The organism is Cobetia sp. MM1IDA2H-1 (assembly GCF_002916775.2).
Classification (GTDB): domain Bacteria; phylum Pseudomonadota; class Gammaproteobacteria; order Pseudomonadales; family Halomonadaceae; genus Cobetia; species Cobetia marina.
Genome location: NZ_CM133225.1, coordinates 2,252,693 through 2,267,265, shown reverse-complemented (window position 1 = coordinate 2,267,265; position 14,573 = coordinate 2,252,693). Strand labels below are relative to the sequence as shown.

At 58.7% G+C, this 14,573-nt stretch carries 12 protein-coding genes; 6 read left to right on the top strand and 6 right to left on the bottom strand.

Going from position 1 to position 14,573, the window contains the following annotated elements:
• The first annotated feature begins 33 nt into the window (after positions 1-33).
• Positions 34-2,130, top strand: coding sequence for a TonB-dependent receptor domain-containing protein (locus BOH68_RS09675; protein ID WP_170877337.1), 2,097 nt, complete (start codon positions 34-36; stop codon positions 2,128-2,130).
• A gap of 154 nt (positions 2,131-2,284) precedes the next feature.
• Here BOH68_RS09675 and BOH68_RS09670 read toward each other — a convergent pair whose 3' ends face one another.
• Positions 2,285-2,869 (bottom strand): NAD(P)H-dependent oxidoreductase, encoded by a 585-nt coding sequence (locus BOH68_RS09670; RefSeq protein WP_077371290.1) that lies wholly within the window; start codon positions 2,867-2,869, stop codon positions 2,285-2,287.
• A gap of 227 nt (positions 2,870-3,096) precedes the next feature.
• Between BOH68_RS09670 and BOH68_RS09665 the strand changes: the two genes are divergently transcribed.
• Complete coding sequence (locus BOH68_RS09665; RefSeq protein WP_139345410.1) at positions 3,097-3,933, top strand: hypothetical protein; 837 nt, start codon at positions 3,097-3,099, stop codon at positions 3,931-3,933.
• Positions 3,934-4,038: 105 nt separating this feature from the next.
• On the opposite strand, the gene BOH68_RS09660 is transcribed toward BOH68_RS09665, so the two are convergent.
• On the bottom strand, positions 4,039-4,335 hold the full coding sequence (locus tag BOH68_RS09660) for a DUF4113 domain-containing protein (RefSeq protein ID WP_139345411.1): 297 nt from the start codon (positions 4,333-4,335) through the stop codon (positions 4,039-4,041).
• A gap of 56 nt (positions 4,336-4,391) precedes the next feature.
• Here BOH68_RS09660 and BOH68_RS09655 point away from each other — a divergent pair, with 56 nt between their 5' ends.
• Positions 4,392-5,618 carry a glutamate carboxypeptidase gene (locus BOH68_RS09655; RefSeq protein WP_258038141.1) on the top strand — a complete coding sequence of 409 codons (1,227 nt, stop codon included), beginning with the start codon at positions 4,392-4,394 and terminating at the stop codon, positions 5,616-5,618.
• A 101-nt stretch (positions 5,619-5,719) separates the two neighbouring features.
• Here the strand turns inward: BOH68_RS09655 and BOH68_RS09650 are convergent, their stop codons facing one another.
• From BOH68_RS09650 to BOH68_RS09640, 3 genes are all read right to left on the bottom strand, one after another.
• Positions 5,720-7,138, bottom strand: a complete 1,419-nt coding sequence (locus BOH68_RS09650) for an amidase (RefSeq protein ID WP_077371296.1) — start codon at positions 7,136-7,138, stop codon at positions 5,720-5,722.
• A 92-nt stretch (positions 7,139-7,230) separates the two neighbouring features.
• On the bottom strand, positions 7,231-8,757 hold the full coding sequence (locus tag BOH68_RS09645; protein ID WP_077371298.1) for a sodium:solute symporter family protein: 1,527 nt from the start codon (positions 8,755-8,757) through the stop codon (positions 7,231-7,233).
• Positions 8,758-8,767: 10 nt separating this feature from the next.
• Positions 8,768-9,007: a hypothetical protein gene (locus BOH68_RS09640; protein ID WP_077371300.1), complete on the bottom strand. Its 240-nt coding sequence runs from the start codon at positions 9,005-9,007 to the stop codon at positions 8,768-8,770.
• A gap of 352 nt (positions 9,008-9,359) precedes the next feature.
• On the opposite strand from BOH68_RS09640, the gene BOH68_RS09635 reads away from it, so the two are divergent.
• Complete coding sequence (locus BOH68_RS09635; protein WP_077371302.1) at positions 9,360-11,552, top strand: OsmC domain/YcaO domain-containing protein; 2,193 nt, start codon at positions 9,360-9,362, stop codon at positions 11,550-11,552.
• 112 nt (positions 11,553-11,664) lie between these two features.
• Here the strand turns inward: BOH68_RS09635 and BOH68_RS09630 are convergent, their stop codons facing one another.
• A complete protein-coding gene (locus BOH68_RS09630) occupies positions 11,665-12,606 on the bottom strand; it encodes a LysR substrate-binding domain-containing protein (protein WP_077371304.1) in 942 nt (313 codons plus the stop codon).
• 169 nt (positions 12,607-12,775) lie between these two features.
• Here BOH68_RS09630 and BOH68_RS09625 point away from each other — a divergent pair, with 169 nt between their 5' ends.
• Positions 12,776-13,480: an SDR family oxidoreductase gene (locus tag BOH68_RS09625; protein ID WP_077371306.1), complete on the top strand. Its 705-nt coding sequence runs from the start codon at positions 12,776-12,778 to the stop codon at positions 13,478-13,480.
• 210 nt (positions 13,481-13,690) lie between these two features.
• The gene (locus BOH68_RS09620) at positions 13,691-14,374 is read left to right on the top strand and encodes a type 1 glutamine amidotransferase domain-containing protein (protein WP_077371308.1); all 684 of its coding nucleotides are present in this window, start codon (positions 13,691-13,693) and stop codon (positions 14,372-14,374) included.
• Positions 14,375-14,573: the final 199 nt, after the last annotated feature.

Genomic DNA, 14,573 nt, shown 5'->3' with positions numbered 1-14,573 from the left:
CCATCACTTCCGTCTTCTCCGCTCGCGCAGGCCATGAGCGGTCTGCCCAGTCGTCGGCGTCTGCCAGTGACGGTCGCGGCGGTATTGGCGAGCAGTGCCTCATTTGGCGTCCACGCCGAGAAGAGCTCCGTCTCGCAACTGCCTCTGGTGCATGTCGAGGCCGAGGCACCCATGGCCAGCCCCATCGTCGAGTCAAGCCAGGGGCATGCCAAGGGCAATCTGGATATTGGTGAGCAGTTGCGTGAGGTCAACGGCGTCAGTGGCTCTCGTCTGGGCAGTCATGGTGTCTCGGCCATCTTTCGGGCGCAGGGCGGTGAACGCCTGATTCAGGAGGTCGATGGGGCGCCGCTCTATCCGGCCTGCCCCGGCGGCATGGACACCACGCTGGGCTATGCGACCACCGGCAGTCAGTCAGATCTCACCCTCTACAAGGGCGCGCAGAGCGTCAGTCGTGGTCCCAGCTTTGCCGCAGGCACCGTCGAGGTGACGCGTCACACGCCATCACGCACCGACGATGACGGCGTGCATGGCACCTTGGGGGCCGGCTGGCGCAGCAATGATGATGCCACCAGCGAGACCCTGTCGCTGACCGCCAAGCAGGGCGATGTCTGGGCTGCGCTGGACGTCGAGCATTCCGAGCGCAACAACTACGAGGATGGCAATGGCGATACCCAGTCTGGTGCCTATCGTAGCGACAATGGCAGTGTCCGTGTCGGCGCCTTCGCCACCGAGGATGTCGCCATCGAAGCGGGGGTCGCTGTCGTCAGGATCGACGATGCGCTCTATCCCACCATGGATGCGCCACGCAGTGACATGGACCGCCAGTACCTCAAGTTGACCATCGATAACGTCGGGCCTTTCTCGCATACCGAATCGCAGATCAACCATGCTCGCGTCGTGCACGACATGGATAACGTCACCCTGCGTGACGTTGATGACTCCAGATCGAGCATGGACATGAGTTCCAGCATGGACATGAGCTCAGACATGGACATGGACATGAGCGACATGGCCATGTTCTCCAGCGCGACCACCGAGACCTGGTATGCCAGCACCCAGGGCGATATCCCGCTGACCGTCGCCGGGCGTGACGCGACACTGACATTGGGCGCTGACGCCGAGCGTCTGGAAAGCAACGCCGACTCCCGGATGGGCATGTCGCTGGACAGCCTCTCGGACAGTCAGACCTGGCCGGATGTCCTGCGCACGCGCGGTGGCGTATTTGCCGAGCTGGATACCACGCTGGATCAGGACAATCGTCTGGTGACTGGCGCGCGCTATGACGTCTCCCTAAGCGATGCGCGAGATGCCGATGAGGTGGTGGGCAGCAATGCCTCGGCCATCTCCGCCTGGAGGGATCAGTACGGAGAGGATGTCGAGGCCAGTCAGCGGGATGGGGAATTCAGTGCGCTGGCGCGCCTGGAGCATCGCGTCAATGATGAGGTGAAAGGCTACGCGGCGCTCAGTCGCAGCGTGCGCTTCCCTACCGCCACCGAGCGTTATTACAACCGCCAGTCCGAGACTGACGGTTGGCTGGGCAATCCCGAGCTTGAGCCCGAGGTCCATCAGCAGCTCGAACTGGGCGTGGCAGTCAGGCAGGGCGCCTGGCGTTATTCGGCGGACACCTACTACAACCGGGTGCATGACTGGATCGAGTTGCGCGAAGGGGACTCGCTGACCACCTATGACAATGTCGAAGCCGAGATCTATGGTCTCGAGCTGGAGGCCAGCTGGCAGCAGCATGGCTGGCGGCATTCGGCAGGCGTCGCCGCCACCCACGGCACCAACCTGAGCGATGGCACGCCGTTGTCCCAGGTGGCACCGTTCAATGGCTATCTGGCGACACGCTATGACGCCGATGCCTGGTGGGCCGGTGCACGTCTCGATACGGCAGCACGCCAATCACGCATCTCCGACAGCGAACAGAAGACGGCAGGTTTCGGCATCGTCGGGCTGGAAGGGGGCTATCGTGTCACTGACGCCATCGAGCTGAGCGCCGGCATCTCCAACCTGTTCGACAAGGCCTACGCCTACCACGTCAATCGCTTCTACGATGATCCGCTGCAAGGCGACGTGCGCGTCAATGAGCCCGGGCGGATCTTCTGGACGCATGCCCGCTGGAGTTTCTGAGGTCCGCGTCACTGCAACAGTGAGCGCTGGTCGTTATCCGTTAGAGCGCGAGAAGCCCGCCATCGGTCGTCGAACATGACTGATGGCGGGCTTCTTGTTCAAGGCAAGTTACAGCTTGATGGCTCTCAGCGCTGGTGGGTTCTCCTCAGAGCCTTCAGGCGCGGCCGATATGCGCGCGCAGATGCTCACGATAGGCCCGCGTGTAAGCCTCCAGATCGGGATTCTTGATCACATCAGTGGCCAGATAGGTCGGAAGTGCCGACATGCCCAGGAATTCCATCGCCTTGTGCACGGGATAGTAGACGGCATCGATGCCTTTGCCTTCGAAGAAGTTGCCCGCTTCATCAAAGGCTTCGAGGGGCGCATTCCAGGTCAGTGACAGCATGTAGCTGCGGCCCTGCATCAAGCCACCCGTGCCGTAGCCCTGGGTCGGGTTGGTGCGGTGACGGCCATCGCTGGCATACAAGGCACCATGGCCTTCTGTCAGGACATCATCGAGATACTGCTTCACGGTCCACGGCAGGCCCATCCACCAACCCGGGGTCTGGTAGATGATCAGGTCCGCCCACAGCTGTTTCTCCACCTCCGCCTTGGCGTCAAAGCCTTCCACGATGACGGTTTCGCGCACCTCATGGCCCAGCTCGGCCAGCTCACCGCGTGCCAGCTCATGCAGGGTCGCATTGAGCTCGCCATTGGAATGGGCAAAGGCCTTGCCGCCGTTGATCAATAGTATCTTCATGCTAGGTACTCCAGAACTGTTGGCTTTTCAGCAATGGAGCGCAGCATGAGCGTTCGCAAGTCATTGATAAAGCGGCGCTGATGTAAAACACCTTTGCTGTAGGTGCAACAATCCGGTCAAATGGGGTAGGTCATTTAGATATTCACCCCCTTTCATGCTTTCTGCAGTATGGTGTGCACGTTTATATTAATATGGTTGTTATGATTTATAATTTTATTGAGGTGTTTATGCGTAGCAAATTTTATATTTCACCAATACAAGGCGATCACAAGGAGAATGGCGAATTTAGTAGTGTCGATTGGCGAAAAGAGGCTAAGATCCATTATGTTTCGTCTATTGAATTGAGGACGCTCGCAGATAATATTATTAATAGCGCTACTATGGCGGCTCCTAGTGGTGTAAATTTAAATATGATTGATGTTGAAAGCTTAAGGAAAGCCACTTCGCTATATAAGTCAAGTGTTTTGCTTATGGGTTATTCTTTAGAGATGATGTTGAAATCAGGTGTTGTTAGCATTTATCGAAATATCCCTCGTGTGTATCTTTCTAAGATCCTAAAGAAACATAGTCATCAGCTCGTTAAAGTGGCAGATTTTATAGAATTACCTATTAGTGATAGTGATGAGAAAATCCTTAATAGGATGGGGGAGCTTGTCTTAGGTGGAGCACGTTACCCTATACGGCCTAAGGAAAGTTCAGGTTTCTATAAGGAAGTTAATGAGTTGAATTCTTTGTTTTCCAATAGTAAGTTTTACAATAAAGCTAAATATTTATACGAAAAATGTCAAAAACATGTTGAGGCCATTAAGGGTTCTGAGGAAGATCCTGTTTCTCTTGGATATCTAAAGATTGACAGCGATGGGTTTCTCTCTTATAGAATTGGAGGAAATCTATCTGCAAGAGTCATCGTTGCCTACAGTAGTGAGCAAGAAAGAAACAATAAAAATAATTCTCTCGCGTTATGGGAAGAGTTAAATGAAGCTCAGCACTTAGAAGCCCAGCTTCGTATATTGTTAATTAATGAGATCGATGATGTTATTGTAACTGAGGTTGCTAGGTTGTAAAGGTAATTTCAGTGGCCTGGCGCAAGGCTTAAACATTTTTTTGTGATTCTTGTAGTTGTTATAGATCATAAAAGCCATAAAAATTGGTTGCGAGTTATTGCACCACTAACGCAACTGCTTCAATTCCTGCCAGTTGGTGGTGTAGGGGGCGCAGCGCCGTTGGCTGGCGGCGTCGGGGCATGCGGTGCCGCGGCCCATCTTCTGATTCATGGCGTCAAGTGTCGCCACCAGTTGCTGACTGCGTTCACGCTTGGCGATATCCGCTTTGATGTCGAGCAGCGAGAGCTGTTCGCGTAGCCGTCGGTTGAGAGGGCGTGCAGCCTCACGTGATGAAACTGTGCCATGAGCGTCACGAAAGATGAGCACTGACGACCCACGGGTTTGCGTTTCCAGGCTATCCACCTTACCTTCATATATTCCTTATATAACAATATTCGAGGTGGAAAATGCGGTTATCGATGCTGGCGATGGGATTGGCATATGGGTTGTGCAGTGCCAATGCACAAGCTGCAGATCATCAGGATGTGCAGGATGCCGTCGAGCAGCAAAGAGCCCCCTTGCTTTCGACACTCGAAACGTTGGTCAATGTGGATTCTGGCACGGGTTACAAAGCAGGCTTGAGCGATGTCGAGGCAATGCTTACCAAGCATCTCAAGGCGCTTGGTGCACAGGTGGAAACGTATCCTGCCGAGACATATGGCGGAAACACGATTGTCGGTCGCCTCAAGGGAGATGGCAGTCGCAAGATCATGCTGATGATTCACTATGACACTGTCTTCGATGAAGGCGCCGCTACGCAGCGTGCCTTCCGCATCGAGGATGGGCGTGCCTATGGTCCTGGCGTGGGCGATGCGAAGGGCGGTGCAGCCGTTATTCTGCACAGTCTCGAGGCGCTGAAGACGCTTGGGTTTGATGACTATGGTCAGGTGACGGTCGTCTTCAATCCTGATGAAGAGAAAGGCTCCCCCGGTTCGCATGAACTGATTCATGAGCTATCGACTGATCAAGACGCCGTGCTGGTATTCGAGCCGACCTTTGCTGATCCGGGAGTCGATGCCGTGACCGTCGTCACCAAGGGCATCAACTATGCATTTCTCGAGGTAAAAGGCCGTGCCTCCCATGCCGGTGGCGCACCTGAAGAAGGGCGCAACGCCATCATGGAGTTGTCTCATCAGCTGCTGCAGTTGAATGAACTGGGTGATGCGGACAAGGAGACGACACTCAACTGGACGATTGTCGAGGGTGGCGTCAAACGTAACGTGATTCCCGAGCATGCCAAGGCAGAAGGTGATATGCGCTACTTCGATAGCAGCGAGTATCAGCGCGTCTTGAAGGAAGCGCAGTCCATCACGAAGAATCAGTTGATCGATGACACCGAAGTGGAGTTCCACCTCGAGAAGGGACGCCCGCCGCTACCTGAAAATCCGCAGAGTCAGAAGCTGGCCGAGCAGGCTCAGAAGATCTATCAAGAGCTGGGGCAGACACTGCAAGCGGTCGAGATAGGTGGCGGCACCGATGCGGCCTACGCCTACCATGCTGATTCCGAGAAACCCGCAGTGCTAGAATCCTTGGGACTCGTCGGGGGCGGCTATCATAGCGACAAAGAATTTGTGCTGGTTGATAGCATCGTGCCACGCCTTTATCTGACGACACGCATGATCATGCAGCTTTCCGAGGCGGATTGATCAGAAAGCAGCCGGCGATTTTCTATAGAACCTGTTGATGTAAAAACGGCACTGTCGATGACAGTGCCGTTTTTTTATGCGTTGCCTTTCTCATGACCGTTTCATTGCGAGAGCTTGGGATAGACAAGTTCAGGAAGCATCTCCTCCAGCAACCTGGCGGCATGCATCACCTTCATGTCCTGGAATTTTCCTCCGACAATGTGCAGGCCGACAGGCAGTCCCTGGTCATCCAGCCCACAGGGGAGGGAGGCAGCGGGTTGTTGAGTGAGGTTGAAGGGGTAGCTGAAGGGGGTCCATTCCATCCAGTCGTGATATTTCCCCCCCGGCGGTACGTTGTGGCCGGCAGTGAAAGGTGAGATGGGCAGTGTAGGAGTGATCAGCAGGTCCCATTGCTCGTGGAAGGATTGCATGTGTGCGCAAAGCGCAGTTCGCTCTCGTCTTGCCGCCAGATATTGCGATAAGGAAATGTTGCTCCCGCGCGCTGCAATGTCCAGCAAGCCCGGGTCCATCTGATCTCGCTGGCTGTCGGTCATCTTCTCGACTACCTGGGTGGCACCCGCGAACCACAGGGTATTGAAGGTCTCCAGCGGGCAGGAGAAGCCCGGATCTATCTCGATGACCTCCGCGCCCAGTCGGGACAGCTGAGCGACGGCGTTATCCACTCGCTTGCGTATGTCTGGCGCGACTTCCACGTAACCCAGGGTCGGGCTGTAGGCAATCTTCCAGCCTTGCAGCGAGACTGGCGCTCGGGTGTCCATTCTGAGGCTGTCCGGATCGCCAAGCAGACCATCACGGCTATCGGGCTGCGCCATGCTCTCGAGCATCAGGAGGCTATCGGAGGCCGTGCGCGTCATTGGTCCCAGGTGTGAGAGGGTCGACATGGCACTGGTCGGCCACTGGGGAATCCAGCCAAACGTGGGTTTCAGGCCGAAGGTGCCGGTAAAGCTGCTGGGAATGCGGATCGACCCACCTGCATCACTGCCTTGATGCAGCATGCCCAGGTTGAGCGCGGCCGCTGCTCCAGCTCCACCCGAGGATCCACCGGAGGTCAGCGCGGTATTCCAGGGATTGCGTGTCACGCCGTGCAGCGGGTTGTCCGTCACTCCCTTCCAGCCGTACTCCGGTGAGGCTGTCTTGCCGAGAAACACGGCGCCTGCCTTGCGAAGGCTCGCAGCCACCGGGGCATCGACATCACTGCCTCCGTCCGTGGATGTGGTGGCGGAGCCGTACCGGGTCGGCATGCCGCGCGACAGCGTGAGGTCCTTCAATGTGGTCGGCACGCCATCCAGTGGGCCGCATGGCGTGCCCTTCATCCAGCGGGCTTCGGCGTCTTTCGCCGCCTTCATTGCCCCATCATGGGCGATGTGCACGAAGGCATTGATCTTGGGGTTGAGCGTGTCGATACGTTCCAGGCAGTCTCGGGTCAGCTCGACGGGGGAGAGCTCGCCTCGTCGAAACAGTGCCAGGGCATCAATCGCTGTCAATTCAGATAATTGCGTGGGAGTAGAGACTGGGTTCATGGCCGATCCTGTCCATTGGGTAGCAATCAATCGAGTGGCTGAATGTGCTCGGAAACGAAAAGGGCCTGCGTGATGCAGGCCCTTTGTTCTAGTCAGCGGGCTTCGATCACCTGAGATGGACCAGCCTCGGCGTCTTCCAGCTGCTCCGGGTGATATTCCGCGGTGTAATCCCGACGCGCCTGGGCGAAGCGTTCCACCACCTCGGCATCCTTGCGCTGCAGGGCGAGGCTGAGGATCACGAAGGCTGACGCATTGAGGATCAGGCCCCAGATACCGGCATGCAGGCCAAGCGGATTGCTGACACTGGCGCCGTAGGACAGCCACAGGACGGTCACGATGCCCAGGCTCAGGCCCCAGAAGGCCGCTTGCGGGTGCGCCTTGCGCCAGGTGATGGCGCCCAGTGTCGGCACGATCAGCTGAGCGGTACCCGCCAGTGCCGCGATGCCGATGGTGACCAGCAGTCCCGGAACGGTCAGGGCCAGGATGTAGGCCGCGAGAGAGAAGCCCACCAGGGACAGGCGCCCGATATGGACGATGCGTTCCTGATTCGCCTGCGGGTTCACGTAGCGCTTGTAGATATCCATGGTGACGACGGTCGATACCGCATGGATCTGGGAGTTGGCCGTGGACATCGCCGCGGCGGCCCCAGCCGCCATGATCAGCGAGGCCAGCAGGTAGGGCGCATAGTTCATCAGCATGATGGGCAGGATCTGGTCAGCATTCTCCAGGCCAGGCTCCAGCAGTACCCCGGTATAGCCCGTCAGTACCGAGCCGAAGTAGGCGAAGGCGGCGAGCCCCAGCAGAAAGGGCATCAAGCCGAACAGCTTGCCGCTTTTCACCGAATACATGCGCAGCCAGATCTGGGGGCCCATGAAGGCGCCGATGGCCACGATCACGAACAGCGAGAACCACATGGAGTAGCCCATGTTGCCATTCGGCCCCGGCAGGGTCAGATGCGCAGGCGAGTCGCTGGCAAGCTGCGCGAACATGCTGGTCGGGCCACCTGCCTGGCCGGCGATGTAATAGCCCGCATACATCATGCCGAAGAACAGCAGCGCCCCGTAGATCACATCCGTCCAGGCGATGGCGCGGATCCCGCCGACCCACACATAGACAATGATGATGAAGTAGAACAGCAGCGCGGCCAGCCAGAAGGGCACGACGCCACCGGAGGCGACCTCGATCAGATACGCACCGCCGGTCAGCTGGATCTGCAGATACGGCACGGTGAAGATCAGCGTGATGACGGCGACGAGAATTCTCAGCGCTTCACTGTTGTAGAAATCGCCCATCAGGTCTGACGGCGTCAGGTAGTCGAAGCGCTTGCCGAGATACCAGACACGCTTGCCCACCCAGTAGTACATGAAGCCGAAGAGCAGGTTCCACGCCAGCGCGGTGAGATAGATGGGGCCACTGGTATAGAAGGTGGCGTTGGAACCGAGGAAGGCAAAGGCGCTCCACCAGGTGGCCGCCACCGTGAAGAACACGGCAATGCTGCCCATGGCCCGCCCTTGCACGAAGAAATCTTCACTTGTCGTCTGGGACTTTCGCGCGGACACGAGCCCGACGATCAAGGGGATGATCATGAAGGCCGCGATGATCAAGATACTTCCCGTCATGATGAGCTCCTCAGCGCTTGCCGCCGGTGGAAGGGGCCTTGGCGCTACCCCAGTTGGTCAGGTAGGCATACAGGAACACGGCGGTCAGGAAGCCCCACCACACCAGGTTCCAGACGAGGAAGAACGGGATACCCATCACCATGGGCTCGATCTTGTTGGCCATCAGGATCATCGGGCTCTCGAGCATGAAAAACCCGAACAGCATGCTGCCGTAGATGGCGACCTTGCGGGTCGTGAAGCGCTTCATCATTGCATACCCCTTTATTGTGGTTGGTGGGGGGGGGGGGGGGGTGTGACCTGTCGTGGACAATGACAGGGGGCGGAACATGGCAATGCATCAATTATTGTATTTATGCGTATAAATTAACCAATAGGTGACAATCCCCGTACCGTCAAGAAAGTGGCGGCGATTGCACCGGATGTTTCAGGAAGTGAAGAAGATCCGCCGGCCTCCCTCAGCGGCTGGCGACAGCAGGAGTGCGCAAGTCTTCCGCTTTTCGTCTCACCCGCGACGCAGGCCCCCAAAATCTGGATAATGGCGCCCATCGCGTAGCCGCCTCCGGCGTGCTGGCGCCCATACTCTTCACAGCGGTGCATCGTTCATGGAAATCAAGGTCAACTTTCTCGACAACCTGAGGCTCGAGGCGAAATTCGACGACTTCACGGTCATCACCGATCAGCCCATCCGCTACAAGGGCGATGGGTCGGCGCCGAGCCCGTTCGACTACTTCCTGGCGTCGTCGGCGCTGTGCGCAGCCTACTTCGTGAAGGTGTACTGCGTGGCGCGCAACATCCCGACCGAGAACATCCGTCTGTCGCAGAACAACATCGTCGACCCGGAAAACCGCTACAACCAGATCTTCAAGATCCAGGTGGAGCTGCCGGAAGAGCTGTCCGACAAGGACCGCCAGGGCATCCTGCGCTCCATCGAGCGTTGCACGGTGAAGAAGGTCGTCCAGACCGGCCCGGGCTTCGAGATCGAGACGGTCGACAACCTCGACGAGGACGCCCAGGCCCTGCTGATGGCGGAGCCGCCGGAAGGACAGAGCACCTGGATCGAGGGCAAGGATCTGCCGCTGGAGCAGACCATCGCCAACATGACGGGCCTTCTGAATGATCTCGGCATGAAGATCGAGATCGCTTCCTGGCGCAACATCGTGCCCCACGTCTGGTCACTGCACATTCGTGATGCCGCCTCGCCGATGTGCTTCACCAACGGCAAGGGCTCGACCAAGGAGAGCGCGCTGTGCTCGGCGCTGGGCGAGTTCATCGAGCGTCTGAGCTGCAACTTCTTCTACAACGATCAGTTCTTCGGCGAAGCCATCGCTGACAGCGAGTTCGTGCATTACCCGAACGAGAAGTGGTTCCAGCCGGGCCCGAACGATGAGATCCCGGAAGGCGTGCTGGACGATTACTGCCTCGAGATCTTCAATCCGGACGGCGAGCTGGGTGGCTCCAATCTGATCGACACCAATTCCGGGCGTGCGGACCGTGGCATCGTGTCTCTGCCGTTCACCCGTCGCTCGGATGGCGAGACGATCTACTTCCCGTCCAACCTGATCGAGAACCTGTACCTCAGCAACGGCATGAGCGCCGGCAACACCTTGCCAGAAGCCCAGGTGCAGTGCCTGTCCGAGATCTTCGAGCGTGCCGTGAAGCGCGAGATTCTCGAGCAGGAACTGACCCTGCCGGACGTGCCGCAGGAGGTGCTGGCCAAGTACCCGGAAATCGTCGAGGGCATCGAGGCACTGGAAGCCCAGGGCTTCCCGATTCTGGTCAAGGACGCCTCGCTGGGCGGCCAGTTCCCGGTGGCCTGCGTGACCTTGATGAACCCGAAGACCGGCGGTGTCTTCGCCTCCTTCGGCGCGCATCCGAGCTTTGAGGTTGCCATCGAGCGCAGCCTGACCGAGCTGATGCAGGGCCGCAGCTTCGAGGGTCTCAACGACTTCATGCCGCCGACCTTCAACTCGCTGGCCGTCTCCGAGCCGAACAACTTCGTCGAGCACTTCATCGACTCATCAGGTCTCGTCTCCTGGCGTTTCTTCAGCTCGAATACCGACATCGAGTTCGTCGAGTGGGACTTCTCCGGCAGCAATGAAGAAGAGGTCGCCAACCTGTTCGGTATCCTCGATGAGATCGGCAAGGAATCGTACATGGCGGTGCACGAGGACCTCGGCGCGCCGGTGTGTCGTATCCTGGTGCCGGGCTATTCCGAGGTCTATCCGGTCGAGGACCTGGTGTGGGACAACACCAACATGGCGCTGGATTACCGCGAGGACATCCTCAATCTGCATCGTCTCGATGACGATCAGCTGGCGGACCTGGGCGAGCGTCTCGAAGAGAGCCAGCTTGATGAGCACATGGACATCAAGACGCTGATCGGCATCGAGTTCGACGAGAACACCATCTGGGGTCAGCTGACGATTCTCGAGCTGAAACTGATGATCAATCTCGCGCTGGGGCAGCACGAGGATGCGCTGGATCGCGTCGAGATGTTCCTGCAGTACAACGACAACACCGTCGTGCGCGGCCTCTACTACCAGGCCATGAAGGCCGTGCTGGAGATCACCCTCGACGATGAGCTGGAGCTCGAGGACTACCTCTACAACTTCCGCCGCATGTTCGGTGAAGACACCATCGCTGCCGTGGTCGGCTCCGTGCAGGGTGAGGTGCGCTTCCATGGTCTGGAGCCCACCAACATGCAGCTGGAAGGGTTGGATCGCCACCTGCGTCTGATCGAAAGCTACCAGAAGCTGCACGCCCATCGTGCTGCCTTGGCGGCCGAGCAGGCCTGATGCTCGCCTGCTGAATCCTGTGGCATGACCTGTGGCATGAAAAGAACGGCCCCTCACTGGATGGTGAGGGGCCGTTTTCGTTTCCGGGGGCTTGCGTATGCGTACCAGTGTCTCAGGACAGCACCTTCTGACCCTCTGCCAGACGCTGACAACACGCGATGATCTGCTCCCTGATCCAGCGGTGCGCCGGGTCCTTCTGATAGCGGCGATGCCAGCTCAGATGGAAGGGGAAGGAGGCGAAGGCCACGGGTGGCGGCACGAGCGTGACGGCGAACTGACGACAGAAATGCTGGCACAGCCCGGTGGGCAGGCTCGCGATCAACGGCGAGCGTTCCAGCAGGGAAGGCACGGCCATGAAGTAGGTGACGGCCAGCGCTACCTCGCGCTTCAGCCCCTGACCCTCAAGCTGCTTGAAGATACCGCTTTTCAGGCGGGCATGCGGTTGAACCAGCACATGGGCGTGGTGCTCGAAATCCGCCTTGGTCATGCGGCCCTCGCCATCCAGCCGCTCCAGCAGGGGATGGCCATTGCCCACCAGGCAGTCGATGCCTTCGGTGATCACCTCACGCACCACCAGATTCTCGGGCGGATCGACCTGACGCCCGAAGGCGAGATCCGTCGTGCCGCTCATCACGCCAGCCTCGCTCATGTCCTGTGACAGTCTGCGTACCTGGAGGGTGATGCCGGGGGCCTGCTCACGCAGGATCGTCGCCAGTTGCGGCAGGATCAGCACCTCGAAGTAGTCGTTGGCGGCGATCTCGAAATGACGGCTCTCGGTGGTGTGGTCGAAGTGTCGCTCGCTGTTGATCAGGCCGTCGAGGTCGGTCAGCGCCGCCTCGATGGTCGGGAACAGATGGTCGGCCTTCTCGGTGGGGCGCATGCGCTGGCGATCACGAATGAACAGCGGGTCATTGAACAGCTCGCGCAGTTTCGACAGCGCCGCGCTCACCGAGGGCTGACTCAGGTGCAGACGCTCGCCGGCGCGGGTGACGTTCTGCTCGAGATACAGCGCATGAAAGGTGCGCAGGAGGTTGAGGTCGTAATTGAGCTTCATGATGACTACCAGAGCAGGCGGAGTGTCGCGGCTGCACTCGGACGAGTGAGCACTATTTGTCTGGATGATAGCAGCTATCCGGACTATCGATTATCACGATGGGAGGCTCAGGCGGTAGGGTGGTCTCAATGACACGGCGAGAGATCAATGCGACCCACAGGAGCGATCCATGAGTGATGTGAAGCAGATGCAAGCCGAAGGTCAAAAGATCATTCTGATCACCGGTGCCTCCAGCGGTATCGGTGAGGCCACCGCACGCACTCTGGTGAAGGCCGGGCACAAGGTCGTCGTGACCGCCCGCCGCAAGGAGCGGCTCGATGCGCTTGTCGAGGAGCTGGGCAGCGACAAGGTGCTGGCGATCGCCGCGGATGCGACGGACTACGATCAGCTCGCCAAGGTCGTCGAACAGGCCGTCGCCCATCATGGCCATCTGGATGTGGCGTTCGCCAATGCCGGTACCGGCGTCAGCCAGGCTGGCACCGAGAACGGGGATCCCGAGGAGTGGAAGCGAGTCGTCGACATCAACATCAATGCGCTGCTGTGGACCGCCCACGCGACCCTGCCGCATCTGAGAGAGCGCAAGGGCCACTTCATCCTCACCAGTTCCGTGGCTGGGCGCGCCAATCATGCGGGCTCCATCTACAGCGCCAGCAAGTGGTTCGCCTACGGCTTCGGCCAGAATCTGGCGATAGAAATGGCCGAATGGCAAGGCCGCTGCACCACCATCACGCCGGGCATGGTCAACACCGCCTTCTTCGATGAGCCCAAGCCGGACAAGCTGGACCCGCAGGATGTGGCGGATGCCGTGCTCTACGCCATCAGTGCCTCACCGCGTGCCAATATCCGCGAAGTGCACCTGGTGCCGACCTGGTGAGCCGGTTCGCTCGACAGCGGGCTTCCGCCTTCGCTGAGCACGCTTTCGCAGGACAGCTATTTGTATGAGCGATAGTGGCTATCTGGACTATCGATTATGACGATGGTGACGTGAGCCGTAAGCTTGATTCCACACAGGGCGAGCATCACCTCGCCGACAAATTTCGTGAAGTGACCGTTGCGGGCTATCCCGCGCGTAAAGGAGAGCATCATGAGCAAGGTTCTGGTGGTAGTGACATCCCACGATACGCTGGGTGACACGGGCAAGAAGACAGGCTTCTGGCTGGAAGAGCTGGCGGCTCCCTACTACCTGCTGAAGGATGCCGGTGTCGAGGTGACACTCGCGTCTCCCAAGGGCGGTCAGCCGCCGCTGGACCCGGCAAGCCAGGGCGAGGACTTCCAGACGGATGCCACTCGCCGCTTCGACAAGGACACTGCCGCTCAGCAGGACCTCGCCACCACCGCCGTACTGGCAGACATGAAGGTCGAGGACTTCGACGCCATCTTCTACCCGGGTGGCCACGGCCCGCTGTGGGATCTGACCAACGACGCCGATTCCATCCGTCTGATCGAGCAGTTCCACGCGGCCGGCAAGCCGGTCAGCTCTGTCTGCCACGCCCCGGCCGTGCTGCTGAATGCTCGCAAGCCGGATGGCACTCCCTTCGTGGATGGCGTGCATGTCACCGGTTTCACCAACGGCGAAGAAGACGGTGTCGGCCTCACTGACGTCGTGCCGTTCCTGGTGGAAGAGGCGCTGCAGCAGAAGGGCGGCATCTATGAGAAGAAGGACGACTTCACCTCCTACGCCATCCAGGATGGGCTGATCATCACCGGTCAGAATCCGATGTCGTCTGAAGGTGTCGCGGAACTGCTGCTCAAGAGTCTCGAGCAATAAGCGCCCTGAGCGACAAGCACTGCGAGACACAAGTACTGCGAGACACAAGTACTTCGAGAGACAGACACCTCGAGCAACAGGTGCTTCATGATTCGGACGCTGCCTGATCTGACGAGTGCATGAAAAAAGCCGCTACCGGTCATCCGGTAGCGGCTTTTGCGTGTCTGGCATCCAGCTTCGACGAGAGGTTGTCAGCGAG

Bases quoted from the DNA above. Each gene is read 5' to 3' on its own strand.
- BOH68_RS09675 (WP_170877337.1), top strand. From the start codon at position 34: ATGAGCGGTCTGCCCAGTCGTCGGCGTCTGCCAGTGACGGTCGCGGCG.
- BOH68_RS09655 (WP_258038141.1), top strand. From the start codon at position 4,392: ATGCTGGCGATGGGATTGGCATATGGGTTGTGCAGTGCCAATGCACAA.
- BOH68_RS09635 (WP_077371302.1), top strand. From the start codon at position 9,360: ATGGAAATCAAGGTCAACTTTCTCGACAACCTGAGGCTCGAGGCGAAA.
- BOH68_RS09620 (WP_077371308.1), top strand. From the start codon at position 13,691: ATGAGCAAGGTTCTGGTGGTAGTGACATCCCACGATACGCTGGGTGAC.
- BOH68_RS09625 (WP_077371306.1), top strand. From the start codon at position 12,776: ATGAGTGATGTGAAGCAGATGCAAGCCGAAGGTCAAAAGATCATTCTG.
- BOH68_RS09665 (WP_139345410.1), top strand. From the start codon at position 3,097: ATGCGTAGCAAATTTTATATTTCACCAATACAAGGCGATCACAAGGAG.
- BOH68_RS09630 (WP_077371304.1), bottom strand. From the start codon at position 12,606: ATGAAGCTCAATTACGACCTCAACCTCCTGCGCACCTTTCATGCGCTG.
- BOH68_RS09670 (WP_077371290.1), bottom strand. From the start codon at position 2,869: ATGAAGATACTATTGATCAACGGCGGCAAGGCCTTTGCCCATTCCAAT.
- BOH68_RS09645 (WP_077371298.1), bottom strand. From the start codon at position 8,757: ATGACGGGAAGTATCTTGATCATCGCGGCCTTCATGATCATCCCCTTG.
- BOH68_RS09650 (WP_077371296.1), bottom strand. From the start codon at position 7,138: ATGAACCCAGTCTCTACTCCCACGCAATTATCTGAATTGACAGCGATT.
- BOH68_RS09640 (WP_077371300.1), bottom strand. From the start codon at position 9,007: ATGATGAAGCGCTTCACGACCCGCAAGGTCGCCATCTACGGCAGCATG.